Source organism: Streptomyces sp. NPDC002104 (assembly GCF_053593795.1).
Genome location: NZ_JBSFDF010000011.1, coordinates 71021 through 94924 on the forward strand (window position 1 = coordinate 71021; position 23904 = coordinate 94924).

Consider the following 23904-nt stretch of genomic DNA (forward strand, 5'->3'; position numbering starts at 1 on the left):
GCCGGGGGGAGGGCGGGGCGCTGTTGGACCTTCTGTTTCCGGGCACGCCGGGGTCGGTCCCGACTCTAGGTCACGAAAAGGTCACGACGCAATCGGGATCGTGGGGCGCGCGTGGGGCATCGGCTGCGACCGGTCGCGCGGGGCGGCCGACGGCGTGGGGCGGGCGCCATACGCGCTGGTCAGTGCCCCGGGCACGTCGTGCAAGGCGGTCTGCATCCGGAACACCCGTGGGGCAACGCCCTCGGGCAGTACGCCGCTGTCCCACAGATCGCCCCACCCGTGGGCAAGGAAGGAGACGGCGAGGCGCACCGCGTCGGACTCGTTCATGCCGGTGCGGGTGAGGACGGCGAGGGCCTGGTCGAGGGTCTCGTCGCGGCGCACGGACAGGTTCTTGGGTCGGCTCTCGGTAGGCTTGGCCTTGGCCATAGTGGGGGTTGCTCCCATCGTGGTTAGTCGGGCCCGTCGGGAAGGTGGAAGTTCCCCCGGGCCCGCATCTGTCTTGGCTGGCTAGTGGTCGAGCGGCCTGTCGCCCTTGCGGCTGGCGTCGGCGAGGGCATCGTCGGGGTCCTCGGTTTCAAAGCCCAGCCACACGCATACGCGGGTGTCCCAACGGGACAGGGTGGGGTCCGACACCTGTTCGGCGAGGATGCGCTCGGCGTAGTCCTCGGCGGTCTCGGACGTCTGCTCCTGGCCGGAGGTAACGCGCACCCACTGCCCGTCGTCGCTGGCGCGGTACAGGACCCAAGGGGCAGTCCACGGGTTGTCGCGAATCACCTGGTAGGCGTGCCGGGTGGTGCATCCCAGTTCGCGGGCGATCTGCGGCGCTGTCTGCCCATCGGCGTGCGCCTCGACGATGATCGCTGGCAGCACGCGTTCCATCGCCTTGGAGAGACGGCGGATCAGTCCAGCCTCGGGCAGTGAGAGCCGCTCCTCGTACTCCGCAATGATCGCGTCGCGCTCCTCGTAGGACTGCGCCTCCGCGTAGCGCCCGGCAACGTGGCTGAGGCCGTGAGCGGCTTCCTGCTGGCCGCGGTGTAGCTCTACCTCCCTCTCGTGCTCCTCGAACAGCTCCAGCATCTTTCGGCGCAGTGAGCCGGTGGCCGACTGGCGAGCCTCGTGCACTTCTACGGCCTTGAACAGTTCCGGCGGGGTCCATCCGGGATGGTCGCTGGCCGCGTTTTCATCGGCCGGGACGATCTCGAACCCCTCGGCGGCGGCCATGCCTTCGGCGGCAGCGCGCTGGCCGGCCTCGCCCGTCGGGAATTTAGAGGCGTCGGCGCGCTCGTACGCATCGTCCTGTGGTTCGTTGCTCATGGCGTGCTGCTCCTGGTGCTGGCCGGGCCCGCCCCACGGATGTGGGGCGGGCGGTCGATGGGTTACTCGGGCTGGCGGAATCGGGTGCGGTCGGGGGCCTTGCGCGCGTCCATCTCGGTGCGGAAGGTGACGCGGTCGGCCGCTGCGACGTGGCGCTCGACGTCGGCCGGGGCGAACCGGACGCGAACGCGGACCGGATCCGCTGACTCCTGGGCGGGAGCGGCGTCCGTGAACAGGGCGCCCTGTTCGGCCTGCTGCTCGACGTCGAACAGGGTGGGGGCGATCGGCTGCTCGCCGATCCACTGGCCCCGCCACGTGCCCGCGTCGGCCTCGGCCTCGGTGATCAGGGCGGCGGCGAACAGGGCCTCGGCCTCCTCGACGGTCGCGACCTGGGCGCCGGCTTCCTCGGTGTGCTCGACGGCGTCGACGGCGCGGGTGCTGCGCTCAAACTGCGCGTTCGCCTGCTCGGTGAGCTGCGCGGGGGTCAGCTCGGACATGTACAGGCGGCGGCGACTGAATCCCTTGTGCCTGCGGATGACAGCACGGACTTCGGGCAGGGCCTCGGCGTGCGGAGTCATGTCCTGGTACGTCTCGCCGTAGACGCGGGCGATCTCCTCGCCGGTGTCCGGGTCCATGATGGTCCACCAGTTCGACGGCTCGTCGCGCCCGGCGGGCGGGGCCGGCTGCGTCTCGGGGAGCTTGGCCGCGGCGGCGGCGAGGGGCGACGCTGCGGCGAGCGACCGGGTGTAGGCGCGGTGCTCGGCGACCTTGCCGCACGGGGTGCACAGCTCGGTGCCCTTCTTGAGCAGGGCCGAACCGTCGTCGTACTTGGTGACCTCGCGTCCGCACAGGGTGTCGTCGCTGTTCGAGTAGTGCACGCGGCGGCCGGCGCCGACCAGGCAGTAACGGACGTGCGCCCGTTCGGCGAGGGTCGGGCCCTCGATGGCGCGGTCGGCGGCGACCTCTCCGGCGGTCACGCGGTCGATCTGCTCGGCCTTGGCGCATGCCTTGCAGATGCGGGCGGCGATCGGGGTGTTCGGTTCGTGCATGAGCTCGCGACCGCAGTAGCTCGTGTGGGTGCCGGGGCGGGCGTAGTGGCCGGTGTTGCCGTAGCCGTGGGCGTAGGTGTCCATGGGGGTTGCTCCCGTGGTTGTGGTGTTCCGGGGTGGAAGCCCGGGGTGTCGGGGTGGAAGCCCAACGGTCCTGACCCTAACTCAATTGAAGTCACTTCACAATGAAAGTGAAGTGACTTCAACGCATGCAAGTTGGTTGAACTCCCCCTGCTCGCGCGGAGGGTGGCGATACGCTCGTCTCAGCCCCTTCGTCCCCGCCCGTGCGGCGAGGACACGGCACAGCCGTGGTCCCCGCTTTTGCCAAAAGGCGAGAGACGGAAGGAGGTGAGGAATGTGAACCCGTGCACGCAATGTGGGCAGGACACTGACCGGCGACGGGCAAAGTGGAAGAAGGTCGTAGGTCTAGCACTGCTAGGCATCAACCTCGGGAAGGCTGCGGCCTTCCTGTGGGACCTATTCAGCGGAGCCATGTAAGGGCCCCCCGGCCCCCTATAAGGGCCGGGGCCTTCGCTATGCCTTGGCCTCGCGGGCGGTCCTCAGCGCTACGTACAGGTCGACTAGGTCGGCACCCCGCCACGTGCGGCGGCCCCGTTCAAGGGGTGCGGGGGCCGGGCACTCCTCGCCGGTCGAGCAGGTCACGTACGGCTCGCCCCCGGCGCGTGTGTGCGCGGTGAGCTCCCCGGGGCAGGCCGGGCAGGATTGGGCGAGCGTGGTGGTGCGTCCGTCTCTGCCGAGTGCCCGCTCGACGGTCTGCCTGGCGTGGCGGGCGACGGCGGCGGCCTGGTCGAGGACGCGCACGGGCACGGCGCTGAACAGGTCCCCCTCGACGACGTCCTCGGCGAGCAGACGGCCGGCTATCCAGAGCGCTGCCCAGTGCAGCCCGTACGCCCGGCTCCCGTGGGCGATGACGTCCGCGGGGCCGGCGTCCCGGTAGCTGGTGACGTGCCAACGGGCGGGGTCGGTGGCGTCGTCCTCGTCGCGGACGGTCCGGCCGTGGGCGTCGCGGGTGGTCCGTACGGGGCGCTGCGCGTACTCGGCAACCTGGTCGGCGAGCTCGAACAGGGCGACCTCGACGTCGAGGGCCGCGTCGAGGGCGACCAGGTTCACGGGTGCGGGGTGCTCGCGCAGAACCAGCGGCATGCGGCCGACGGTCTGCTCGTCGGCCTCGCCCTCGGCGTCGGCCTGCTCGGCGAGGTGCCCGTCGATGTAGGCACGGGAGTCGCGGGGCGGCCATTCGGCGGCCGGTGGGCAGGCGATGGCCGCGAGCAGGTCACCCCACTGCTCGCGGATGGCGGCGAGGTCGGCGGCGGCGCGGTGAGCGGCCGGGGACGGACCGGCGGCGAGCTGGTCGAGGGTGGCGTATGCGGACGTGGTCACGGTGCGCTGCTCCTGGGGGTGATGGTGGGCCGGCTGATCACGGCCGGGCGGCGAGGGGGGCCTCGGTCTGCTGGCGGGCGCGGAGTGCGTCGTTCTCGGCTTCGGTGATGGCGTCCTCGGCGGCTCGGGTGCGGTCGTGGGCGCGCTGAATGGCGGTCTGCTGGCCTGCGACGGTGCGCCTGAGCTCGTCGGCCTCGGAGATCTCGGCGGTGACGTGGGTACGCAACAGGGCGGCCTCGGCGGGGGTGAGGGGCGCGCCCCGCTGTATGCGGTTGAGCAGTACGAGCAGGGACTCGCGGCGGGTGTCGCGGTCGGCTGCTCGGCGGCGGCGCTCGGTCATGGTGCGGCGGGTCACTGGTCGGTCCCCTCGGTGTGGCTGGTGGTGGTCGGGGCGGGGGCGGTTGCCTTGGCGAGGGCGAGGGCGAGGCGTGCGAGGGCGCGGTCGGCTCGGGCCCGGTCGCGGCGGGTGGGGGTGCGCCACAGGTAGGCGGGGATGCTGTTCGTGAGCGGGGCGAGGGCGGCGGCGAGGCGGTCGCGGTTCATCGCGGGGGCCGGCGGGCGAGGCGGGCGGTACGGGCGGCGGCGAGGTCGAGCACGTCGTCGACGGCGGTCCGCGGCGGCGAGTCGAGGCGGACGGCGTGGCTGCGCAGGATTGAGACCAGGTAGCGGCCGGTCGGTCCGGCGTCGGCGGGAACGCCGCGGTGGAGAACGCCCGTGAGTAGGTTGGCGAGCTCGCGGGTGTGGTGGGCGAGGGCGTTGGCGGCGAGGCGGGCCGCGTCGGCCGGGCGGTGGCGCTGGGCAAGTTGGGTGGTGAGGGCGGCGTACGTCTCTCCGGGGAGCGCGGCGAGGGGCTGCTCGGTGGTGAGCTCGTCGGCGAGGTGGCGCAGCATGGCGGCGGCCGTGGCGCGGGGGAGGTTCGAGCGGACATCGGCGGGCCCGTGGTTCGGCACGGTGACGATCAGGCGGTGCGTGTCGAGCGTGGCGAGGGTGTCGGGTGTGCGGGTCACGGGGCGGTGCTCCTGGTTCGGGGTGGGGGTGCTGCTCCTGCGCGCGGGAGGGGCCGCGACCGGTCGCGCGGACCGGTCGCGGCGAGGGGCTAGAACGGGACCTGTCCGCTGTTCTGTGTGGCCCATGGGTCGTGTGCGGGCTGCTGGGTGTATCCGTGGTTCTGGGACTGCTGGCGGCCCTGCTGTGCGCCGTTGCTGCCGGTGGCCTTGGTGATGTTGGCGGTTGCGTTCTTGAGGCTGGGGCCGACTTCCTCGACGTCGAGCTCGAACACGGTGCGCTTGGTGCCGTCGTTGGCGTCGTACGTGCGCTGCCGGAGTCGGCCGTGAACGATGACGCGGGTTCCGCGGGCGAGGGATTCGGCGACGTTCTCGGCGGCCTGGCGCCATATCGAGCAGGTAAGGAACAGGCTTTCGCCGTCCTTCCATTCGTTGGTCTGCCGGTCGAACGTGCGGGGGGTGGACGCGATGCGGAACTTGGCAACGGCGGCGCCGGAGGGGGTGAACTTGAGCTCGGGGTCGTCGACCAGGTTGCCGACGACGGTCACCAGGGTTTCGCCTGACAAGACAGGTCCTCTTTCGATCGTGAAACGTAAGAGCTGATTACGAATCGTACGTGAAACGTAGTGGGTAGGGGTGTGCGCTGTCTTCCGGGTATTGCGGGGGGCCTAGCGGATCCCGCGGCCGTTGACGACGTGGCGGCCACGCAGACGGCCCCGGTGATCTGCTGCGGTCGGGCCCTGGGCCATGAGCCGTGCGTACGGGCTCGGTTCGTCCTCGTCGACTTCCTCGTCGGGGGCCGGCTGCTGGCGCGCGGGGCGGTTCATGCGGCGTGCTCCTGGGCGTAGTGCTGCGCGGTTGCGGCGTCTATACGGGCGGGGTGCGGGGTGGCCCGGTCGCTCCGGTGCTTGCTGCCCTGCTGGCACGCCTTTCCGGCGGCGGCCCGGCACGGTTCCCACGGGCAGGGGATGTTCAGCGGGTCGGGCCGTCCGGCGGCGGCGAGGTGTTCGCGCTGGGTTCGGGTGCGTCGCCAGGGTGTGAGGGCGTCGCGGACGTCGCGCGGCACGTAGCTGCTTCCAATGGCGGCGAGGCGGGCGGCGGCGAACTCGTCGCGGGCCTCGCGGGTGCTGCCTCCGGTGAGCTCCCGATAGACGGCCGGTGCGGCCTGGCCGGTGGCTATGGCGCGGCGGGTACCGGCGAGGGCGGCCCGGTAGGCGGCGGCGTCGTCGGGGTTGACCGGCGGAACGGGGTCGGTGTGGCGTCCGAGGGTGTCGGCCTTGAACGCGTACCAGGGGCGCGAGACGTCGCTCGGCTGGATTCGGTATGGGCTGCTGGCGATGTGGTGCTTGACGACGTGGGCGGCGTTCCAGTCGCGGCCGTCCGGGTGCGGCGCGGTCGCGGGGACGTCGCCGAGCAACTCGTACCACTGGTCGAGGCGTTCGTCGGCGTCGGCCTGGCTCTCCGGGGTGAGGCGCAGGTCGAGGCGGACGGCGTAGGCGAGCAGGGCGCCAACTTCGGTGCGGTTCATCGGTGGTGCTCCTGGGGGATTCCGGCGGCGGTGGCGAACATGGCGGCGGCATTGGCGGCGCGGCCCCGGCGTGGGCCCCGGTCGAGGGGGATCACGTCGGCCCCGGCGGTGGGAGGGGCGGTGCCAGGGGCGGCGGCCGGCGGGAGGTTGAGCCATGCCCGCAGGAAGTAGCGGGCGTGGGACACGTCCTTTTTGGCGGCGGCCTTGACGGCGACGGCGGCGAGCATGTCGACCCCGGAGCGCTTGATCAGGGCATCGATCTGGAACCACTCGGTGGGGGTGAGGTCCCATCGGGGGTAGACAGCGGCGGCGGTGATCTTGTCGACCAGGGGGCGGGCGAACTCCGGCGGTATCGCCGTGGGCGCTTCCTTCCTTCCTTCACTTACTCCACCTATGGATGAGTGATGGGGGTGGGTTTCCCGACCGCTACCGGTCGGGGATTCCGACCACAAACCGCCGTCCTCGAAACCGGGCTCCGGTCGGGTTTCCGGACCGCTATCGGGTGCGGTTGTGGTCGGGTTTCCGGACCGCAACGGGCTACCGGTCGGGTTTCCCGACCGCTGCGGTTCCGGTCCGGTTTCCCGACCGCTGCGGCGGGCGTAGCGGACGGCTCCGGGGATCCGGTAGAGCGCGGCGCGGCTCCCCTTGGCGGGCTCGGTGATCTCCAGTTCGCCCGACGTGATGGCGCGTTGCAGTGCCTCGACGGTGGCTCCCTTGGTCGCGTTGATTCGGCGGGTGATCTCGGCGGTGCCCATGCGCACGGTGGCCGTGTCGTCCGTCGTTGCGTCGGCGAGGGCGAGCAGGGCCAGGCGGGCATTTCCGCGCGTGCGGGAGTGGCGCCACACCCAATCCTGAGCGTCGAGGGTCACGGGGTGCTGCTCCTTCGGGAGTGGGGCGCCCGGGGCGAGGGGCGCGGGGCCGGCCTCGCCCCGGGGGGCGCGGGATTTAGCGGGTGTGGGTGCGAGAGGGCTGGTGTTCGTCGCAGCGCCACCCGCATGGGTAGGGGCGAACCGTTTCCTCTGCTCCGCATCCGGGGTTGCCGTACTCGCACCGCCGCGGCTTCCGCGCGCCGTTGTTGCAGGCGTCGCAGTACCGGCGGCCGTCGGCCCGGTGGCGGCCGTGAACGGCCTGGTCGTGGTTGCACGACGGATCGCGGCGCCCCATGCCCGTGATGTTGGCGAGCGCGGCCCGGTCCCGCTGGCGGGTCGGCTGGTCGTCGACGTGCTCGGGCTCGCAGCACCCCGGGCGGTCGCACGATGGCCGTACCTGCCCGATGGGCATGCGGCCGGTACGGACTGCGAACGCGGCCTGATGGGCTGTGTACGCCCGCCCCTGGTGCTGAAAGCGCCCCACCCCACGGGAGTTGACCCCGGCTATCCACATGCGGTGTCCGTCGTCGGCGGCCTGGGTGCGGGCGGCGAACGCGGCGGCCAAGGATGCGGGGGCGAGCTCGACGGCGAGCTGTCCGGGCACGGCCGGGGCCGGCGGGGAGTTGAGCAGACGGGCAACCCGGTCGAGGGCGGTGGCGGTCACGGGGTCGACTCCTCGGGTGCGGCGGTAAGGGCGGCCATGTAGCCCGTGAGGGCGCCGGAGCGCCACGCTTCGCCGACGGCGGCCTTGCCCGTCTTTCTCCACGTGAGGGAGTGCGTACGGGCCCGTACGGGCTTGATCAGGACTCCGGGTACGTCGTGCACCTCGCCCGTGTCCGGGTCGACGATCTGCGCGGCGCCGGCGGCATCCATCTGCGCGACCAGCTCGGCGAGCTTCCACGGGCGCACTTCGCGGACAAGTCGCGTGGTCGTCCACTCCTGGGCGGGGTAGGTCTGCCGGAGCCATCGGGCGAGCTGGTCCTCGTCGACGACGACCGGCCCGGTCGCCCCCGCCCGAAGGGAGATCGTTGCGACGGTCTCGCCGTTGGGCAGGGTGGCGACGACCCGCTCGACCCCGTCGCGGCGGGCGGCCCCGTCGAGGGCCGTTTGCATCCGGCTCCGCACGTCCTTCTTGGCGGCGGCCACGCGCGTGGCGAGCAGGTCGAGGGCGGCCTCTTCGAGGGCGAGCTCGCGCAGCGTCGGCGCGGCCTGCTCGTGCGCGGCCGTGGTCGCGGCGGTTGCGGCGGCGGCATCGGCGAGGGCCTGGTCGCGGTCGGTCGCGGTCGTCATGCGTCCGCTCCCCTCACGACGTCGAGCAGGTCGTCGCGCTGCTCCCGAAGCTGGGCGACCGTGGCGGCGGCCGGCGCGCACTGGTGACGGGTGCTGAACAACTGGTCGGCCTCGGCCCGGTCGACCCCCGCGGACTGGGCCGCGTCGTACATCTCGCCGAGTGCGACGGCGTGCTCGGGGTCATCGCCCGTCGTCTGCTGGGCCTTGGCGCGCTTCTCCGCGGCAACGGCGTCGAGGCTCGCGAGGTAGTCCTCGGGGGCCCCGGCCGTCACGGCGGCGGCGCGCACCGCGGCGAACGCGTCCGGGTTGGGCGCGGCCTTGGCCTCGGCGAGGTAGTCGCGACGCGGTGCGGCCGGCGGGGCGGTCGGCTGTTCCGCGGCGCCCGCGGGGGTCTGCTCGGCTCGGCGCTGCTGCTGTGGACGCTGGCCGCGCTGCCCGCGGGCCTGGCGCTGCTGCTGCCTCTGGGCGTGCTCGGCGCGGTGCTCGGGCGTCGGCTGTACCGGGTGATCGCGGTCCCCGTCATCGATGGACCGGCCGTCGACCGGCAGCATGAACAGGGTGAAAAGCAGGTACTTGAGCGCGGCCGACTGGGCCTTGTTCATCGACTTGTCCGCGAAGTCGCTGGCCTCGCCAGGCACTTCGGCGATCAGGCAGTCACCCGCGGGTCCGTAGACCCGGTAGCGCATGGTGATGACGGTCCGGGTCATCTTCCCGTCCCGCTCCTGGCGCTGCCCGGCGATGGTGGGCAGAACGAACACGCCGTGCGCCCGCATCGGGCCGGCCATCGCGCTCATGACGTCGTCGATGCCGCGGAAGCTGTAGTTCTGCTGCGTGTTCTTCTGGTCCTTCCCCACGGGCATCGTGTCCCGCATCACCGAATTGATCGCGGCGAACACCCGCGGGGCGCCGGTCGGCGCACCCTCGGGGGCGGGCTCGTAGGTCGTGGGGGCGGGGGCAGGGAGCGCGACCGGACCGGTCACCGCCTCGATCAGGCGGGCGGCGAGCTCCGGCGAGACGCGGGGGTCGGTGAGCGGCGTGGGCAGGGTGGTCACGGTCACGGGCGCGGGTTCCTGTTCCGGGTGAGGCGGGCATGAGCGGCGAACTTGGTGAGGCGGGTGGCGTAGGTGATCGCGTCGTCCGGGTCGAGGTAGGCGTCGACCTGGTCGGCCGCGGGGACCTCGTCGAGTAGGGCGTCGCGGGTGCCGTCGGCCTCGGCGGCGCGAATGGAGCGCTCGTACTCCGGCATGTCGGTGCTGTGCTGCGCGAAGTCGAGGCGCTCGACGGCGTCGGCGTGCGCGGCGAGCAGCCGGCCGACCTCGTCGGGGTGCTCGGCGTAGGCGACGGCGAGCTCGTCGACCAGGGGCGCGAGGTGGTCGGCGAGCGCCCACCGGATCCGGCCGTCTGCCGTGAGCTGCGGGCGGATCATCGGCCGGCCCCGTCCGTGAGCTCACGCGGGCCGAACGGTGTCGCCAGGGGCACCAGACGGCCCGTGCGGACGTCGTAACGGCGCTGGCACGTCCAGTCAGTGAGGGTGAACTGTTGCCGGAGCAGGGCGAGTGCGGCGCGGTGCGTCGTACGGTCCGCGGCGACGGGGCGGCCGTGCTCGTCGTCGAGGGTGACCAGCGTGGCCGTGCGAGGGCGGCCCGAAAAGTCGCTGTAGACGGGCGTGGTGCGCACGGTGGCGATGGCGGGGGACAACGCAGCGAGGGCGCGGGCAAGGTGCACGGTGCGCACGGCGACGGTGGCGCGCGGGGTGCGGCGTGGCTGCGGGGTAGCGTTCGGGGTCACGTCCAGTCCCTTTCTGGTGGGCGTGCGGGCCGTCCCGGGTCAGCTCCGGGGCGGCCCTTTTTCGATTTCAGGCGGCGGTGCGGTGCCCGCTGGTCTGCTTGGCGCGCATCTCGCGTTCGATGCGGCGGAGTACCAGTTCCGCGGCGGGGTCGAGGCGGCCGGCGGCACGGTCGCGGTCGCGGCGGTTGCGGGCGGCGTCGAGGACCCTGCGGGCGTTGATGAACGCCTGTTCGCGGGTGATCAGCGGCTCACTCATGCGGCGGTCCCGGCGTGCAGCAGTGCGGCGGACGTGAGCCCGTACGCCCGCTCGATTGCGGCGAGGCCGGCGGGGCTGGGCTTGTTCCGGCCGGTGGCCCAGCGGTAGGCGGTCAGGTACGGGACACCCAAGCGCGCGGCCATCGCGGCCGGGCTGGTGTCGCCCTTGGCGTTCGCGGCCGACACCAGGGTCGCGGAGACGTTAGACATGGCTGTTCCTCTCACGAATCGTTCCGTGCTGCTCTCGTTCGTGGTTGAAACATAGCACTAACGTTTCATGCGTGAAATCAGTTTCCCGTACAACCTTCTGGGGCGGTGAGAGGTCGTCATGAATCGGGTGGAACCGTCGCGACCTGGTACGACGCGCTGTCAGAGGGTGCCGGTACCGTTACGGGATCGACAGGGCAAACGCCATCGTCATATGCTCGCCTCGAAAGCCAGTTCGAGACGAAGGGGGCATGGCGCCGCCGCGCAGCACAACGGGGGGAGGGGCAGAGCTATGCCAAAGTGCAGTTCGTGGTGTGCGTTTCTTTCATGCGCGATATCTTTCACGCATGACACAAGAAGGTGCCCACACCCCGAAGACCTTCGCGGCCTGGCTGAGAGAACAGCTCTTGCGCCGCGGTTATCCCGAGCGCGGCGGACAGAAGCGATTCGCTACTGACTCGGGCATCAGCCCCGCCACGGTGTCCCGCCTCATGAGGGCCGACGGCGAACCAGACCTTCGCACCCTCGGCATCCTCGCCGAATCGCTGAACATCCCCCTTGGCGAAATCTTCGTACGCGCCGGCGTCCTCACACCCCAGGACCTAGCCGCCGCCGCCCGCTCCATCGACCCTGCCAGCATCACCAGCGCCCAGGCAGCCGCCGAACTCGGCATCACCAGTGACCAAGGTGTCGAGACCTTCGAGCGCATGGTCGACGGCCTACGCGCCACAGAACCAAACCAGCGCCGCACTGCCAGCGGCTAGCAACAGGAGGCACCACCCTGATGATCACGCGCGAGCAGCTCGCCACGACCACCATCACCGCCGCATTCACTGGCGGCCTTGTCCTGGTCATGGCCGGCGCTACCAGCGACCGCACGAGACTCGCGCGCACCGGCGCATGCCTGGCCCTTGCCACCCTCCCCGCCCTGATCATCAACCACGCTCACCGCGCCGAGCGAAAGGCCATCGCTACGGCCCAGCGCCACCGCCGCGAGGGGTACCGCCTTGCACTTACGCACGCATCCCGAGGGCTGCTTAACCCTCTCCAGGACGACGGACGCCAGAGCGCCACCGCGCGGGACGCTTCGGCCACCTTGTCCGCAGTCCCCACGCCAGACCAGGCGTAGGGGCCCAGCAAACGGAAGGCACAGTGAGAAGCCTCAACACACCCCTTACATTCCGCGGGTCAACGCCCGCGGAGGGCGAAGAACTATGGCTCGCCTACCTCCGCGTTTCCACATGGCGCGAGGACAAGATCAGCCTTGACCTCCAGCGAACTGCAATCGAGGCGTGGGAGCGCCGCACCGGGCGCCGAGTCCTCGAATACGTCGAGGACCCCGACGTCACCGGCCGCAACTTCAAGCGCAAGATCATGGGATGCATCCGGCGCGTCGAGGCCGGCGAAGTCCGAGGCATCATCGTTTGGAAGTTCAGCCGCTTTGGCCGCAACGACATGGGGATCGCGGTCAACCTCGCCCGGGTCGAAACAGCCGGCGGCGAACTCATCTCAGCGACAGAGGACGTCGACGCCCGAACCGCCGTGGGCCGGTTCAACCGCCGGATCCTGTTCGACCTCGCCACGTTCGAAAGCGATCGCGCCGGAGAGCAGTGGAAGGAAACACACCAGTGGCGCCGAGCCCACGGCCTACCCGCCACCGGCGGCCGACGACTCGGCTACATCTGGCACCCGCGCCGCATCCCACACCCCACCGACCCCGGACAGTGGACAGTCCAGGAGGAGCGATACGAGGTAGACGAAACGGCGCGCCTGCACATAGAGCAGCTGTACGAGCGCAAGCTCGGCATAGGCCAGCCCGCCCCCGACGGGTACAGCACCCTCGCCATCTGGCTTAACCAACTGGGCTACCGCACCGGGGACGGGAACCCGTGGCGAGACGACAGCCTGCGGAACTACATGCTCGCCGGATTCGCCGCGGGCCTACTCCGCATTCACCACCCAGATTGCCGATGTGACTACACCGCCAACGGCGGCACGTGCACCCGATGGGTGCACATCGACGGCGCACACGAAGCGATCATCACACCGGAGACGTGGGAGCGATACGAGGCCCACGTCGCCGAGCGGCGAAATATGGCACCACGGACCCGGAACCCCACCTACCCACTCACCGGAATGGCCCGATGCGGTGGCTGTAGGGGAGGGGCCGGCGCCACGTCGGCACGACGCGCCGGCGGTCGAATCCTCGGCTACGCCCTCACGTGTGGGCAGAGCCGAAACGGCGCCTGTGACAACCCGGTGTGGGTCCAACGGTATATAGCTGAGGACGAAGTGCGTGCGTGGCTTGCCCGTGAAGCGGCGGATCACGTGGACAACGCACCTAGCACGCCCGTGCCAACCGCGCCGGACAACACGGCACTGAGGGAGGCGCGAGACCGCGCGCGGCTGGAAGCCGAGCACACCCGTACTACCACGGCCCTTACTAACCTCGCCGTGGACCGTGCCATGAACCCGACGTCTTACCCGGACGGCGTCTTTGCGGCGGCCCGTGATCGTCTCGTCAAGCAGCAGGCAGCCGCCGCAGAAGCGCTTGAAGCTCTTGCAGTGGCTGCGGCGGTCCCCGTGCGAGCAGACCTGATTCCCCTTGCTGTGGGCTTGCTCGCCGAGTGGGACACCTTCGAGGCCGCTGAAAAGAACGGCATTCTCCGGTCGCTTGTCCGACGTGTCGTTCTGACCCGCGGAGCCAAGGGGCGAAAGGGACTCGAAGGCAGCGGCCAAACTGCGGTCACCGTTCACCCCGTGTGGGAGCCCGATCCCTGGATTGACGGCCAGTAGGACCACGAACTTACGAGGCGTAGCCACTTGTTTTACACGTCTCGTCTCTCGACGAGGCCGCGGAGTTCAGCACCAAGGCCCTGGACGCCCTGAGGCAGCCCCTCGAAGCGGGACACGTGGTCATCGCCCGCGCCGCCGGGGTGGTACGCCTGCCGGCCCGGTTCCTGATGGTGCTCGCCGCCAACCCCTGTCCCTGCGGGCGGCACACCCTGCACGGGACCGGCTGCGACTGCCCGGCCTCGGTGGTCCGCCGCTACCAGGCCCGGCTGTCGGGGCCGCTGCTGGACCGGGTGGACCTGCGCGTGGAGGTCGAGCCGGTCACCCGCTCCGATCTGCTGGGGCGCGGTGGCCGCGGCGAAGCCACGGCGGAGGTCGCCGACCGGGTCCGGGCGGCCCGGGACCGGGCGGCGGCGCGGCTCGACGGCACGCCCTGGCGGCTCAACGCGGAGGTTCCGGGCCATGAGCTGCGGACCCGCTGGCCGGCCGCGCCGGGAGCGCTGGCCCAGGCCGAACGGGACCTGGAGCGGGGCCTGCTGACCGCGCGCGGGCTCGACCGGGTGCTGAGGGTGGCCTGGACGGTGGCCGATCTGAGGAGCCGGGACCGCCCCGACGCCCTGGACGTGGCGGTCGCCCTCGAACTGCGCACCGGGATCGCCCGCGGAGCCTCCGCGCAGCTGGGCGCCGCCTCGTGACCGCCGGGGTGCCGGACCCGGTCCCCGGGCGGGGGCCCGGGGCGGAGGCGGAGGCGGATGCAGAGGCGGATGCGGAGTTCGCGGACGAGGTGCTCGCGCGGGCCGCGCTCACCCGGGTCATGGAGCCCGGGGAGGAGCACGGCGGGCGCTGGCTGCGGGAGTTCGGGGCCGTCGGCCTGATACGGCTGCTGACCGGGCCCGGACCGGAGCCCGGGGCGCTGCCCGGGGTCGGCGGCGAGCGGCTCGCCGGATACCGCCGCCGGGCCGCGGCGGCCGATCCCCGGCGGGATCTGGAGGCCGCCGCCGAGTCCGGGGGACGGTTCGTCTGCCCGGGGTCGGCGGAGTGGCCGAGTCAGCTGGACGACCTCGGCGACGCCCGGCCCGTCGGGCTGTGGGTGCGGGGCGGGCCGAGCCTGCGGGCCTGGGCGCTGCGCTCCGTGGCGGTGGTCGGGGCCCGCGCCTGCACCCCGTACGGGGCACACATGGCCCAGAGCCTGGCCGGTGAACTCACCGAGCACGGCTGGGTGGTCGTCTCGGGCGCCGCCTACGGGATCGACGGCGCCGCCCACCGCGGCGCCCTCGCCGCCGGCGGAGCCACGGTCGCCGTGCTGGCCTGCGGGGTGGACGTGGCCTACCCGCGCGGGCACGCCGGACTGCTCGGCCGGATCGCCGCCCAGGGGCTGCTCCTCGGCGAGCTGCCTCCCGGCAGCCATCCCACGCCGAGCCGTTTCGTCCTGCGCAACCGCGTCATCGCGGCCCTGACCCGGGGCACCGTCGTCGTGGAGGCGGCCCGCCGCAGCGGATCCCTGGTCACCGCCCGGCGGGCCCAGACACTGGGGAGGATCACCATGGGCATCCCGGGCCCGGCCACCAGCGGGCTCTCGGCCGGGGTGCACGAACTGCTGCGGGGCGAGGCCTCGCTGGTCACGGACGCGGCGGAGGTCATCGAGCTGGTCGGCGGTATGGGTGAGCTGGCCCCCGAGCGGCGGGGCCCCGTGATCGCCCGGGACCTTCTGGGCCCCGAGGCGGTCCGGGTCCTCGAAGCCCTCCCGGCGGGCCGCCTCGCCGACCTGGACGAGCTGGCCCTCGCGGCGGGCACCGGCACCGATGAAGTCATCGGCAGACTGTACGAACTTCACTCTCTGGGGTTCGTCGAACGGCAGGGCGACGGCTGGCAGTTGACCTCGAAGCGGCCCGGAGGAGGTGCATAAAGCGGAGCCACCCGGCGAGGCGGTCATTGACCTGGGGTGTTCCGGTGAAAGAGTGAAGCCGATGAGAGACGCGGTCCTCCCGGTGGCACCCGCCGGGACCGTGCGCCAGGCGCCGGTCCCGGGCCGCCCGCGCGAGTCGGGGCGCCCGTGCGGGCCCGTGCCATCCCGTACTCTTCGCGCACCGCGACACTTCCGTCACGCTACGCTCCCAAGGAATCCGGCTCCGGCAAAGGCGAAGCATGCCCCAGCACACCTCAGGGTCCGACCGCGCTGCGGTGCCCCCCGCTGCGCGCGGCAGCGAGCGGTCCACCGCGCCCTCCTCGCTGGAGGTGCTGTGGCGCTCGTACAAGGACTCGGGTGACGAGCGGCTGCGGGAGCAGCTGATCCTGCACTACTCGCCCCTCGTGAAGTACGTGGCGGGCCGGGTCAGCGTCGGGCTGCCGCCCAATGTGGAACAGGCCGATTTCGTCTCCTCCGGAGTCTTCGGCCTCATCGACGCCATCGAGAAGTTCGACATCGAACGGTCCATCAAGTTCGAGACGTACGCCATCACCCGCATCCGGGGCGCGATGATCGACGAGCTGCGCGCCCTGGACTGGATCCCCCGCTCGGTGCGGCAGAAGGCGCGCGCCGTGGAACGGGCCTACGCCACGCTGGAGGCCCAGCTCCGGCGCACCCCGACCGAGCACGAGGTCGCCGGTGAGATGGGCATCGGCGTGGAGGATCTCCACGCCGTTTTCAGCCAGTTGTCGCTGGCGAACGTGGTCGCCCTCGAAGAGCTGCTGCACGTGGGCGGGGAGGGCGACCGCCTCTCCCTGATGGACACCCTGGAGGACACCGCCGCGGACAACCCGGTGGAGGTGGCGGAGGACCGGGAGTTGCGCCGGCTGCTGGCGCGGGCCATCAACACGCTGCCCGAGCGGGAGAAGACCGTGGTGACCCTCTACTACTACGAGGGCCTCACGCTCGCCGAGATCGGCAACGTCCTCGGGGTCACCGAGAGTCGCGTCAGCCAGATCCACACCAAGTCGGTCCTGCAGCTCCGGGCGAAGCTGGCGGACGTCGGGCGCTGACCCGGGGTACCGGGGCGGGGGCGGCGGCCGGGACCGTACGACGGCCTTGCGGTACATCCGTAGAGTGGACGCGTGCCCAGGATTCGAGCGGCCTCCGTGGCCGAGCACCGGTCGATGCAGCGCGGCGCCCTGCTGGACGCTGCCCGTTCCCTGCTGTCCGAAGGGGGGACGGAAGCGCTGACCTTCCCCGCCCTCGCCGAGAGGACCGGCCTCGCCCGGTCCTCCGTGTACGAGTACTTCCACTCCCGCGCGGCCGTCGTCGAAGAGCTGTGCGCGGTGGACTTCCCCGTGTGGGCGGCCGAGATCGAGGCCGCGATGTCCGAGGCGCAGGCGCCGGAGGCGAAGATCGAGGCGTACGTGCGCAGCCAGCTGGGGCTGGTGGGGGACAAGCGGCACCGGGCGGTGGTGGCGATCTCGGCGAGCGAGCTGGACGCCGGGGCGCGGGAGAAGATCCGCGCGGCGCACGGGAGCCTGATCGCGATGATCGTGGAGGCGCTGGGCGCGCTGGGGCAGGCCGAGCCGAGGCTGGCCGCGATGCTGCTCCAGGGCGTGGTGGACGCCGCCGTCCGGCGGATCGAGGCCGGCGCGGGGGAGGACCCCGTCGTGGTCACGGACGCCGCGGTGGCCATGGCCCTGCGGGGCGTCAGGGGCTGACCGGGCCGACCCGCTCCCCCGTCCCCCCGGCCCCCGGGTCGCGGCGAGGGGCAGCAGGCGGGGAGTCGGGCGGGGGAGGAGCGCCAGCGGGTCGAGGTAGCTCTCCGCGCGCAGGAGGCCCCAGTGGAGACAGGTGCGGGGGCAGTGCGTGCCCTCCGTGAGGAGGGCCACCACCTGGCCCGCCGTGACCTCGTCGCCCTCCGCGACCAGGGGGCGGACCGGCTCGTACGTGGTGCGCAGGCCGTTCGGGAGGGTCAGCGAGAGGACCCCCCGGCCCGCGACCGGCCCCGCGTAGTGGACCCGGCCCGGACCCACCGCGCGGAGCTCCGCGCCCACCGGCGCCGCCAGGTCCACCCCGCGGTGGCCCGCCGCGTAGGGGGTCGGGGGCGGGTCCCACCAGCGGACCACCGTGAGGGGTGCGGGGAGGGGGCGTCCGCCGGCGGCCCCCGTGCCGCCCGGAGCGCGCGCCGGCCCCGGTGGGGCCGCGGGCGGGCCCGGCGTGGGGCCCGGGGCCGGGCCTGGGGTCGGCCCCAGGGTCGGGCCCAGTGCCAGGCCGAGCGTCAGGGCCAGGGTGAGCAGCAGCTTCGTCATGGGGCCCAGGCTGCCGCCCCTTGGCCGGTCCCGCCGGGGCCTGTGGAGGGGCCGGGCCTTGTGGACAACCGCGTCATCCGGCATACCACCGGGTCCCGTACACTTCTTGTGGCGATCCGGGTCACCGGGTCGACTTCGCACGCCCCAGCACCGGCCCCTCAGGGCCAGGTGACAGCGTCTCTCGGTCCCCTCCACGGGGGCAGGGCGCGACAGGGGCGTCAGGAACCAAACCGAGAAAACAAGGAGATGGCCATGGCCGTCGTAACGATGCGGGAGCTGCTGGAAAGCGGCGTCCACTTCGGTCACCAGACCCGCCGCTGGAACCCGAAGATGAAGCGCTTCATCTTCACGGAGCGCAACGGCATCTACATCATCGACCTGCTGCAGTCGCTGTCGTACATCGACCGCGCCTACGAGTTCGTGAAGGAGACCGTCGCCCACGGCGGTTCCATCATGTTCGTCGGTACCAAGAAGCAGGCCCAGGAGGCCATCGCCGAGCAGGCGACGCGCGTTGGTATGCCCTACGTCAACCAGCGGTGGCTGGGTGGCATGCTCACCAACTTCTCCACCGTCTACAAGCGCCTTCAGCGTCTGAAGGAGCTTGAGGCGATCGACTTCGAGGACGTCGCGGCCTCGGGTCTCACCAAGAAGGAGCTCCTGGTCCTCTCTCGCGAGAAGATCAAGCTGGAGAAGACCCTCGGTGGTATCCGCGAGATGTCGAAGGTCCCCAGCGCCGTCTGGATCGTCGACACCAAGAAGGAGCACATCGCCGTCGGTGAGGCGCGCAAGCTCCACATCCCGGTCGTCGCGATCCTCGACACCAACTGCGACCCCGACGAGGTCGACTACAAGATCCCGGGCAACGACGACGCGATCCGCTCCGTCACCCTGCTCACCCGCGTGATCGCCGACGCCGTCGCCGAGGGCCTCATCGCCCGTTCCGGTGCCGCCACGGGCGACTCGAAGCCGGGCGAGAAGGCTGCTGCCGAGCCGCTCGCCGAGTGGGAGCGCGACCTGCTCGAGGGCGAGAAGAAGGCTGACTCCGACGAGTCGGCCGAGGCTCCGGCCGCTCCGGCCGAGGCCGCTGCCGAGGCCCCCGCCGCCGACGCCGAGGCTGCTCCGGCCGCCGAGGCCGAGGCCGTCGTCGAGGCTCCGGCCGCCGACGCCGAGCAGGCCTGACCCACTGAGAGCGCCCGGCGTTCACGCGCCGGGTACTCACAGCACGGACGATGACGGCGGGGGAGCCGCGCCACGAGCGCGCTCCTCCGCCGTTCACCCGTAGATCTACGACTTCGAGAGAGAATCCCAGACTCATGGCGAACTACACCGCCGCTGACGTCAAGAAGCTCCGCGAGCTCACCGGCGTCGGCATGCTTGACTGCAAGAACGCTCTGGTCGAGGCCGACGGTGACGTCGACAAGGCCGTCGAGGCGCTCCGTATCAAGGGTCAGAAGGGCGTCGCCAAGCGCGAAGGCCGTTCTGCCGAGAACGGCGCCGTCGTCTCCGTCATCTCCGACGACAACACCTCCGGTGTCCTCGTCGAGCTGAAGTGCGAGACGGACTTCGTCGCCAAGGGTGACAAGTTCCTGGCCGTCACGAACGAGCTGGCGAACCACATCGCCGCGACCTCCCCGGCCGACATCGAGGCGCTGCTCGCGTCCGAGATCGCCCCCGGCAAGACCGTGCAGGCGTTCGTCGACGAGGCCAACGCCAACCTCGGCGAGAAGATCGTCCTGGACCGCTTCGTGCAGTTCACCGGCGGTTACGTCTCCTCGTACATGCACCGCACGATGCCCGACCTGCCGTTCCAGATCGGTGTCCTGGTCGAGCTCGACAAGGAGAACGCCGAGGTCGCCCGCGGCGTCGCGCAGCACATCGCCGCCTTCGCGCCGAAGTGGCTCTCCAAGGAGGACGTGCCGGCCGAGGTCGTCGAGTCCGAGCGTCGCGTGGCCGAAGAGACCACCCGCGAAGAGGGCAAGCCCGAAGCCGCGCTGCCGAAGATCGTCGAGGGTCGTGTCAACGGCTTCTTCCGCGACAACACGCTGCTCGGCCAGGCCTACGCCCTGGACGCCAAGAAGTCCGTCCAGAAGGTTCTGGACGAGGCCGGTGTCACCCTGGTGCGCTTCTCGCGCATCAAGGTCGGCATCTGAGTCCGTCCGTACGCGACGGACACCGGACCCCGGTAGGGTCTGAAGCAGTCGCCCGCGTTCGCGCAGGGCGACCGCAGATCTGACGAGGAGGCCATTGCCGTAGAGGGAACCGCGAGGACCCACCGGCAATGGCCTTCTTCGTATGTGCACGAGGAGATCTCCATGAATCAGGGCGTGGACACCCACACCGCTTCCGACGACAAGAGCGACCAGGACAAGAAGGGCCGCCGCTTCATGCTGAAGCTGTCGGGCGAGGCCTTCTCCGGTGGCGGAGGACTCGGCGTCGACCCCGACGTGGTCCACGCCATCGCCCGCGAGGTCGCCGCGGTGGTCCGCGACGGCGCGGAGATCGCGATCGTGATCGGCGGTGGCAACTTCTTCCGCGGCGCCGAGCTCCAGCAGCGCGGCATGGACCGGGCCCGGTCCGACTACATGGGCATGCTCGGCACCGTCATGAACTGCCTCGCCCTCCAGGACTTCCTGGAGAAGGAAGGCATCGACTCCCGCGTCCAGACGGCCATCACCATGGGCCAGGTCGCCGAGCCGTACATCCCGCTGCGCGCCGTGCGCCACCTGGAGAAGGGCCGCGTCGTCATCTTCGGCGCCGGCATGGGCATGCCCTACTTCTCCACCGACACCACGGCCGCCCAGCGCGCCCTGGAGATCGACGCGGAAGCCCTGCTCATGGGCAAGAACGGCGTCGACGGGGTCTACGACTCCGACCCGAAGAAGAACCCGGACGCGGTGAAGTTCGACGCGCTGGAGTACGGCGAGGTGCTGTCGCGCGACCTCAAGGTCGCCGATGCCACCGCCATCACGCTGTGCCGCGACAACAAGCTGCCGATCCTGGTCTTCGAGCTGCTCGCCGAGGGCAATATCGCGCGGGCCGTCAAGGGTGAGAAGATCGGCACGCTCGTGAGCGACCAGGGCACCCGGGCCTGAGCAGGCCCCCCGTCCGCCTGAACCATCCATTTCTGACATGCAGGAGCACGTGGTGACCGAAGAGATCCTCCTCGAGGCCGAGGAGAAGATGGAAAAGGCCGTCGTCGTCGCCAAGGAAGACTTCGCCGCGATTCGCACCGGTCGTGCGCACCCGGCGATGTTCAACAAGATCGTGGCGGAGTACTACGGCGCCATCACGCCCATCAACCAGCTCGCCTCCTTCTCGGTCCCCGAGCCGCGCATGGCGATCGTGACCCCGTTCGACAAGAGCGCCCTGCGCAACATCGAGACGGCCATCCGCGATTCCGACCTGGGCGTCAACCCCAGCAACGACGGCAGCATCATCCGGGTGACCTTCCCCGAGCTGACGCAGGACCGCCGCAAGGAGTACATCAAGGTCGCGCGCACCAAGGCCGAGGACTCCAAGGTGTCGATCCGCGCCATCCGCCGCAAGGCGAAGGACGCCCTCGACAAGCTCGTCAAGGACAAGGAAGCCGGCGAGGACGAGGTGCGCCGCGCCGAGAAGGAGCTCGACGACACCACCGCGAAGTACGTCGCGCAGGTGGACGAGCTCCTGAAGCACAAGGAAGCCGAGCTCCTCGAAGTCTGATGAACGACACTTCCTGGCAGCCGGAGCCGGTTCCGGCGGGTCCCGCCTACGATGCGCTGGTGGGCCCGCACACTCGGCCCATGCCCATCGTGCCCGATGCCGCCGGCCGTGACTTCGACGACCGGGAAGCACGCGATCGGGGGGCCGCCGCTGACGGCGGCTCCCTCTTCCGCGCCGATACGCCGCCGCAGGAGCCCATGCCCAGCCCCCCGCCGACCCCGCCTTCGCCGGCACCGCAGGACCCTCCGCCACCGCCTCAGAAGAAGCGTGCCGGCCGGGACCTGCGTGCCGCCATAGGGGTCGGAGTGGGCCTCGGCGCGGTGATCTTCGCCTCGCTGTTCATCGTCAAGGCGGTCTTCGTCGGCGTCGTCGTCGTGGCGGTCGTCGTCGGCCTCTGGGAGCTCACGTCCAGGCTCCAGGAGAAGAAGGGCATCAAGGCCCCGCTGGTCCCGCTCGCCATCGGCGGCGCGGCCATGGTCATCGCCGGATACGTCCGCGGGGCCGAGGGCGCCTGGGTGGCGATGGCGCTGACCGCCCTCGCGGTCCTGGTCTGGCGGATGACGGAGCCGCCCGAGGACTACCTCAAGGACGTCACCGCCGGCGTCTTCGCGGCGTTCTACGTGCCCTTCCTGGCCACCTTCGTCGCGATGCTGCTCACCGCCGACGACGGGCCCCAGCGGGTCGTCACCTTCCTGCTCCTGACCGTGGTCAGCGACACCGGGGCCTACGCGGTGGGGTGGCGCTTCGGCAAGACCAGGCTCGCCCCGCGCATCAGCCCCGGAAAGACCCGCGAGGGGCTGTTCGGAGCGGTGGCCTTCGCGATGGGGGCCGGCGCGCTGTGCATGGAGTTCCTGATCGACGGGGGCGTCTGGTGGCAGGGCCTGGTGCTCGGCCTGGCCGTCGCGGTCAGTGCCACCCTCGGTGACCTCGGGGAATCCATGATCAAGCGGGATCTCGGGATCAAGGACATGGGCACGCTGCTGCCGGGCCACGGCGGCATCATGGACCGGCTGGACTCGCTGCTTCCGACCGCCCCGGTGGTCTGGCTGCTGCTCGCCCTGTTCGTCGGTACCGGCTGACCTGGCTGACCTGCGAAAAGGCGCCCGTACAGGCGGGGCGGTTACTCTTGGAAGGCGCGCTGCTTCTGCGGCGCGCCTTTCGTCTTACAAGGAGTACCTGCCATGGCCCGCCCTGTACCGGGAGAGCTCACTTTCGTCGCCCCTCGTGGAGCGAAGAAGCCGCCCCGGCACCTCGCCGACCTCACCCCCGAGGAGCGCCGCGAGGCGGTCGCGGCGATCGGTGAGAAGCCCTTCCGGGCCAAGCAGCTCTCCCAGCACTACTTCGCCCGCTACGCGCACGACCCGGCCGAGTGGACCGACATCCCCGCCGGGTCCCGCGAGAAGCTCCAGCAGGAGCTGCTGCCGGACCTGATGAACGTCATCCGCCACATCTCCTGCGACGACGACACCACCCGCAAGACCCTGTGGAAGCTGCACGACGGCACGCTCGTCGAGTCCGTGCTGATGCGCTACCCGGACCGGGTCACCATGTGCATCTCCTCGCAGGCCGGCTGCGGCATGAACTGCCCGTTCTGCGCCACCGGCCAGGCCGGTCTCGACCGCAACCTGTCGACCGCGGAGATCGTCCACCAGATCGTCGACGGCATGCGCGCCCTGCGCGACGGCGAGGTCCCCGGCGGGCCCGCCCGGCTGTCGAACATCGTCTTCATGGGCATGGGCGAGCCGCTCGCCAACTACAACCGCGTCGTCGGCGCCATCCGCCGCCTCACCGACCCGGAGCCCGACGGCCTGGGCCTGTCCCAGCGCGGGATCACCGTTTCCACCGTGGGCCTGGTCCCGGCGATGCTGCGCTTCGCCGACGAGGGCTTCAAGTGCCGCCTCGCCGTCTCCCTGCACGCCCCGGACGACGAGCTGCGCGACACCCTGGTCCCCGTGAACACCCGCTGGAACGTCCGCGAGGTCCTCGGCGCGGCCTGGGAGTACGCGGAGAAGTCCGGCCGCCGGATCTCCATCGAGTACGCCCTGATCCGCGACATCAACGACCAGGCCTGGCGCGGTGACCTGCTCGGCAGGCTGCTCAAGGGCAAGCGCGTGCACGTCAATCTGATCCCGCTGAACCCGACGCCGGGCTCGAAGTGGACCGCCTCGCGGCCCGAGGACGAGAAGGCCTTCGTCGAGGCCATCGCCCGCCACGGCGTGCCGGTGACCGTCCGCGACACCCGCGGTCAGGAGATCGACGGCGCGTGCGGCCAGCTCGCCGCCTCGGAGCGCTGATTTCCGCCAGTTGAGGTGGGCATTCGGCCACGGGGTACCCTGTGGCCGAACAACCAATTTCATATTCCGACAGGGGAGCGCCACAGCGCTGAGAGTGCGGTAACCGTCACCGCAGACCCTCTGAACCTCGCCCCGGTCATTCGGGGTAGGAAGTTCGGTCACCACTCAAGCTGTTGCGCCCTGCCC

General features: G+C 71.2%; 30 protein-coding genes and 2 pseudogenes. 13 read left to right on the forward strand and 19 right to left on the reverse strand.

The window, feature by feature from the left end:
• Positions 1–81 precede the first annotated feature (81 nt).
• The 18 genes from ACWCP2_RS12725 to ACWCP2_RS12810 all read right to left on the reverse strand — a co-directional run bounded on the left by ACWCP2_RS12725 (position 82) and on the right by ACWCP2_RS12810 (position 10708).
• Positions 82–426 carry a hypothetical protein gene (locus tag ACWCP2_RS12725; RefSeq protein WP_450908582.1) on the reverse strand — a complete coding sequence of 115 codons (345 nt, stop codon included), beginning with the start codon at positions 424–426 and terminating at the stop codon, positions 82–84.
• Between the two features lie 81 nt (positions 427–507).
• Positions 508–1314 (reverse strand): hypothetical protein, encoded by an 807-nt coding sequence (locus ACWCP2_RS12730; RefSeq protein ID WP_450908583.1) that lies wholly within the window; start codon positions 1312–1314, stop codon positions 508–510.
• A 62-nt stretch (positions 1315–1376) separates the two neighbouring features.
• Positions 1377–2447: a hypothetical protein gene (locus ACWCP2_RS12735; protein ID WP_450908584.1), complete on the reverse strand. Its 1071-nt coding sequence runs from the start codon at positions 2445–2447 to the stop codon at positions 1377–1379.
• Between the two features lie 450 nt (positions 2448–2897).
• Positions 2898–3764 carry a hypothetical protein gene (locus tag ACWCP2_RS12740; RefSeq protein ID WP_450908585.1) on the reverse strand — a complete coding sequence of 289 codons (867 nt, stop codon included), beginning with the start codon at positions 3762–3764 and terminating at the stop codon, positions 2898–2900.
• Between the two features lie 37 nt (positions 3765–3801).
• On the reverse strand, positions 3802–4119 hold the full coding sequence (locus ACWCP2_RS12745; RefSeq protein ID WP_450908586.1) for a hypothetical protein: 318 nt from the start codon (positions 4117–4119) through the stop codon (positions 3802–3804).
• The gene (locus tag ACWCP2_RS12750; protein WP_450908587.1) at positions 4116–4307 is read right to left on the reverse strand and encodes a hypothetical protein; all 192 of its coding nucleotides are present in this window, start codon (positions 4305–4307) and stop codon (positions 4116–4118) included. Before ACWCP2_RS12750 ends, ACWCP2_RS12745 begins: the two co-directional genes overlap by 4 nt.
• The gene (locus ACWCP2_RS12755) at positions 4304–4771 is read right to left on the reverse strand and encodes a hypothetical protein (protein WP_450908588.1); all 468 of its coding nucleotides are present in this window, start codon (positions 4769–4771) and stop codon (positions 4304–4306) included. The genes ACWCP2_RS12750 and ACWCP2_RS12755 overlap by 4 nt, the downstream gene beginning before the upstream one ends.
• Positions 4772–4860: 89 nt before the next feature.
• Positions 4861–5334: a single-stranded DNA-binding protein gene (locus tag ACWCP2_RS12760; RefSeq protein WP_450908589.1), complete on the reverse strand. Its 474-nt coding sequence runs from the start codon at positions 5332–5334 to the stop codon at positions 4861–4863.
• Positions 5335–5436: 102 nt separating this feature from the next.
• Positions 5437–5595 carry a hypothetical protein gene (locus ACWCP2_RS12765; protein ID WP_450908590.1) on the reverse strand — a complete coding sequence of 53 codons (159 nt, stop codon included), beginning with the start codon at positions 5593–5595 and terminating at the stop codon, positions 5437–5439.
• Positions 5592–6296, reverse strand: a complete 705-nt coding sequence (locus tag ACWCP2_RS12770; RefSeq protein WP_450908591.1) for a zinc finger domain-containing protein — start codon at positions 6294–6296, stop codon at positions 5592–5594. The genes ACWCP2_RS12765 and ACWCP2_RS12770 overlap by 4 nt, the downstream gene beginning before the upstream one ends.
• Entirely contained in the window at positions 6293–7165 is an 873-nt protein-coding gene (locus tag ACWCP2_RS12775) for a hypothetical protein (RefSeq protein WP_450908592.1), read from the reverse strand. Before ACWCP2_RS12775 ends, ACWCP2_RS12770 begins: the two co-directional genes overlap by 4 nt.
• Positions 7166–7241: 76 nt before the next feature.
• Entirely contained in the window at positions 7242–7829 is a 588-nt protein-coding gene (locus ACWCP2_RS12780; RefSeq protein ID WP_450908593.1) for a hypothetical protein, read from the reverse strand.
• Entirely contained in the window at positions 7826–8455 is a 630-nt protein-coding gene (locus ACWCP2_RS12785; RefSeq protein WP_450908594.1) for a hypothetical protein, read from the reverse strand. The genes ACWCP2_RS12780 and ACWCP2_RS12785 overlap by 4 nt, the downstream gene beginning before the upstream one ends.
• Positions 8452–9513 carry an ERF family protein gene (locus tag ACWCP2_RS12790; protein WP_450908595.1) on the reverse strand — a complete coding sequence of 354 codons (1062 nt, stop codon included), beginning with the start codon at positions 9511–9513 and terminating at the stop codon, positions 8452–8454. The genes ACWCP2_RS12785 and ACWCP2_RS12790 overlap by 4 nt, the downstream gene beginning before the upstream one ends.
• On the reverse strand, positions 9510–9881 hold the full coding sequence (locus tag ACWCP2_RS12795; protein ID WP_450908596.1) for a hypothetical protein: 372 nt from the start codon (positions 9879–9881) through the stop codon (positions 9510–9512). Before ACWCP2_RS12795 ends, ACWCP2_RS12790 begins: the two co-directional genes overlap by 4 nt.
• Positions 9878–10243: a hypothetical protein gene (locus ACWCP2_RS12800; RefSeq protein ID WP_450908597.1), complete on the reverse strand. Its 366-nt coding sequence runs from the start codon at positions 10241–10243 to the stop codon at positions 9878–9880. The genes ACWCP2_RS12795 and ACWCP2_RS12800 overlap by 4 nt, the downstream gene beginning before the upstream one ends.
• A 67-nt stretch (positions 10244–10310) precedes the next feature.
• Positions 10311–10499 carry a hypothetical protein gene (locus ACWCP2_RS12805; protein ID WP_450908598.1) on the reverse strand — a complete coding sequence of 63 codons (189 nt, stop codon included), beginning with the start codon at positions 10497–10499 and terminating at the stop codon, positions 10311–10313.
• Positions 10496–10708, reverse strand: a complete 213-nt coding sequence (locus ACWCP2_RS12810) for a hypothetical protein (RefSeq protein WP_450908599.1) — start codon at positions 10706–10708, stop codon at positions 10496–10498. The genes ACWCP2_RS12805 and ACWCP2_RS12810 overlap by 4 nt, the downstream gene beginning before the upstream one ends.
• Positions 10709–11052: 344 nt before the next feature.
• On the opposite strand from ACWCP2_RS12810, the gene ACWCP2_RS12815 reads away from it, so the two are divergent.
• The 7 genes and pseudogenes from ACWCP2_RS12815 to ACWCP2_RS12845 all read left to right on the forward strand — a co-directional run bounded on the left by ACWCP2_RS12815 (position 11053) and on the right by ACWCP2_RS12845 (position 17131).
• On the forward strand, positions 11053–11469 hold the full coding sequence (locus tag ACWCP2_RS12815) for a helix-turn-helix domain-containing protein (RefSeq protein ID WP_450908600.1): 417 nt from the start codon (positions 11053–11055) through the stop codon (positions 11467–11469).
• A 20-nt stretch (positions 11470–11489) separates the two neighbouring features.
• On the forward strand, positions 11490–11834 hold the full coding sequence (locus ACWCP2_RS12820; protein WP_450908601.1) for a hypothetical protein: 345 nt from the start codon (positions 11490–11492) through the stop codon (positions 11832–11834).
• 23 nt (positions 11835–11857) lie between these two features.
• Positions 11858–13501, forward strand: a complete 1644-nt coding sequence (locus ACWCP2_RS12825; protein ID WP_450908602.1) for a recombinase family protein — start codon at positions 11858–11860, stop codon at positions 13499–13501.
• Between the two features lie 47 nt (positions 13502–13548).
• Positions 13549–14193 (forward strand): annotated as a pseudogene (locus ACWCP2_RS12830) (ATP-binding protein); the annotation flags it as partial.
• A 119-nt stretch (positions 14194–14312) separates the two neighbouring features.
• Positions 14313–15404, forward strand: coding sequence for a DNA-processing protein DprA (gene dprA, locus ACWCP2_RS12835; protein ID WP_450908671.1), 1092 nt, complete (start codon positions 14313–14315; stop codon positions 15402–15404).
• Positions 15405–15643: 239 nt separating this feature from the next.
• The gene (gene whiG, locus ACWCP2_RS12840; protein ID WP_250743879.1) at positions 15644–16477 is read left to right on the forward strand and encodes an RNA polymerase sigma factor WhiG; all 834 of its coding nucleotides are present in this window, start codon (positions 15644–15646) and stop codon (positions 16475–16477) included.
• Positions 16478–16573: 96 nt separating this feature from the next.
• Complete coding sequence (locus ACWCP2_RS12845; RefSeq protein ID WP_450908672.1) at positions 16574–17131, forward strand: TetR/AcrR family transcriptional regulator; 558 nt, start codon at positions 16574–16576, stop codon at positions 17129–17131.
• Positions 17132–17278: 147 nt separating this feature from the next.
• On the opposite strand, the pseudogene ACWCP2_RS12850 reads toward ACWCP2_RS12845, so the two are convergent.
• Positions 17279–17806, reverse strand: a pseudogene (locus ACWCP2_RS12850) (M23 family metallopeptidase); the annotation flags it as partial.
• Between the two features lie 168 nt (positions 17807–17974).
• On the opposite strand from ACWCP2_RS12850, the gene rpsB reads away from it, so the two are divergent.
• The 6 genes from rpsB to rlmN all read left to right on the forward strand — a co-directional run bounded on the left by rpsB (position 17975) and on the right by rlmN (position 23718).
• Positions 17975–18901 (forward strand): 30S ribosomal protein S2, encoded by a 927-nt coding sequence (rpsB, locus tag ACWCP2_RS12855; protein ID WP_450908603.1) that lies wholly within the window; start codon positions 17975–17977, stop codon positions 18899–18901.
• Positions 18902–19035: 134 nt separating this feature from the next.
• Complete coding sequence (tsf, locus tag ACWCP2_RS12860; RefSeq protein ID WP_450908604.1) at positions 19036–19872, forward strand: translation elongation factor Ts; 837 nt, start codon at positions 19036–19038, stop codon at positions 19870–19872.
• Positions 19873–20034: 162 nt separating this feature from the next.
• Positions 20035–20814: a UMP kinase gene (pyrH, locus tag ACWCP2_RS12865; RefSeq protein ID WP_450908605.1), complete on the forward strand. Its 780-nt coding sequence runs from the start codon at positions 20035–20037 to the stop codon at positions 20812–20814.
• Positions 20815–20866: 52 nt separating this feature from the next.
• The gene (gene frr / locus ACWCP2_RS12870) at positions 20867–21424 is read left to right on the forward strand and encodes a ribosome recycling factor (RefSeq protein ID WP_112453867.1); all 558 of its coding nucleotides are present in this window, start codon (positions 20867–20869) and stop codon (positions 21422–21424) included.
• Positions 21424–22503, forward strand: a complete 1080-nt coding sequence (locus ACWCP2_RS12875) for a phosphatidate cytidylyltransferase (protein ID WP_450908606.1) — start codon at positions 21424–21426, stop codon at positions 22501–22503. Before frr ends, ACWCP2_RS12875 begins: the two co-directional genes overlap by 1 nt.
• 102 nt (positions 22504–22605) lie before the next feature.
• Complete coding sequence (gene rlmN, locus ACWCP2_RS12880) at positions 22606–23718, forward strand: 23S rRNA (adenine(2503)-C(2))-methyltransferase RlmN (protein WP_450908607.1); 1113 nt, start codon at positions 22606–22608, stop codon at positions 23716–23718.
• Positions 23719–23904: the final 186 nt, after the last annotated feature.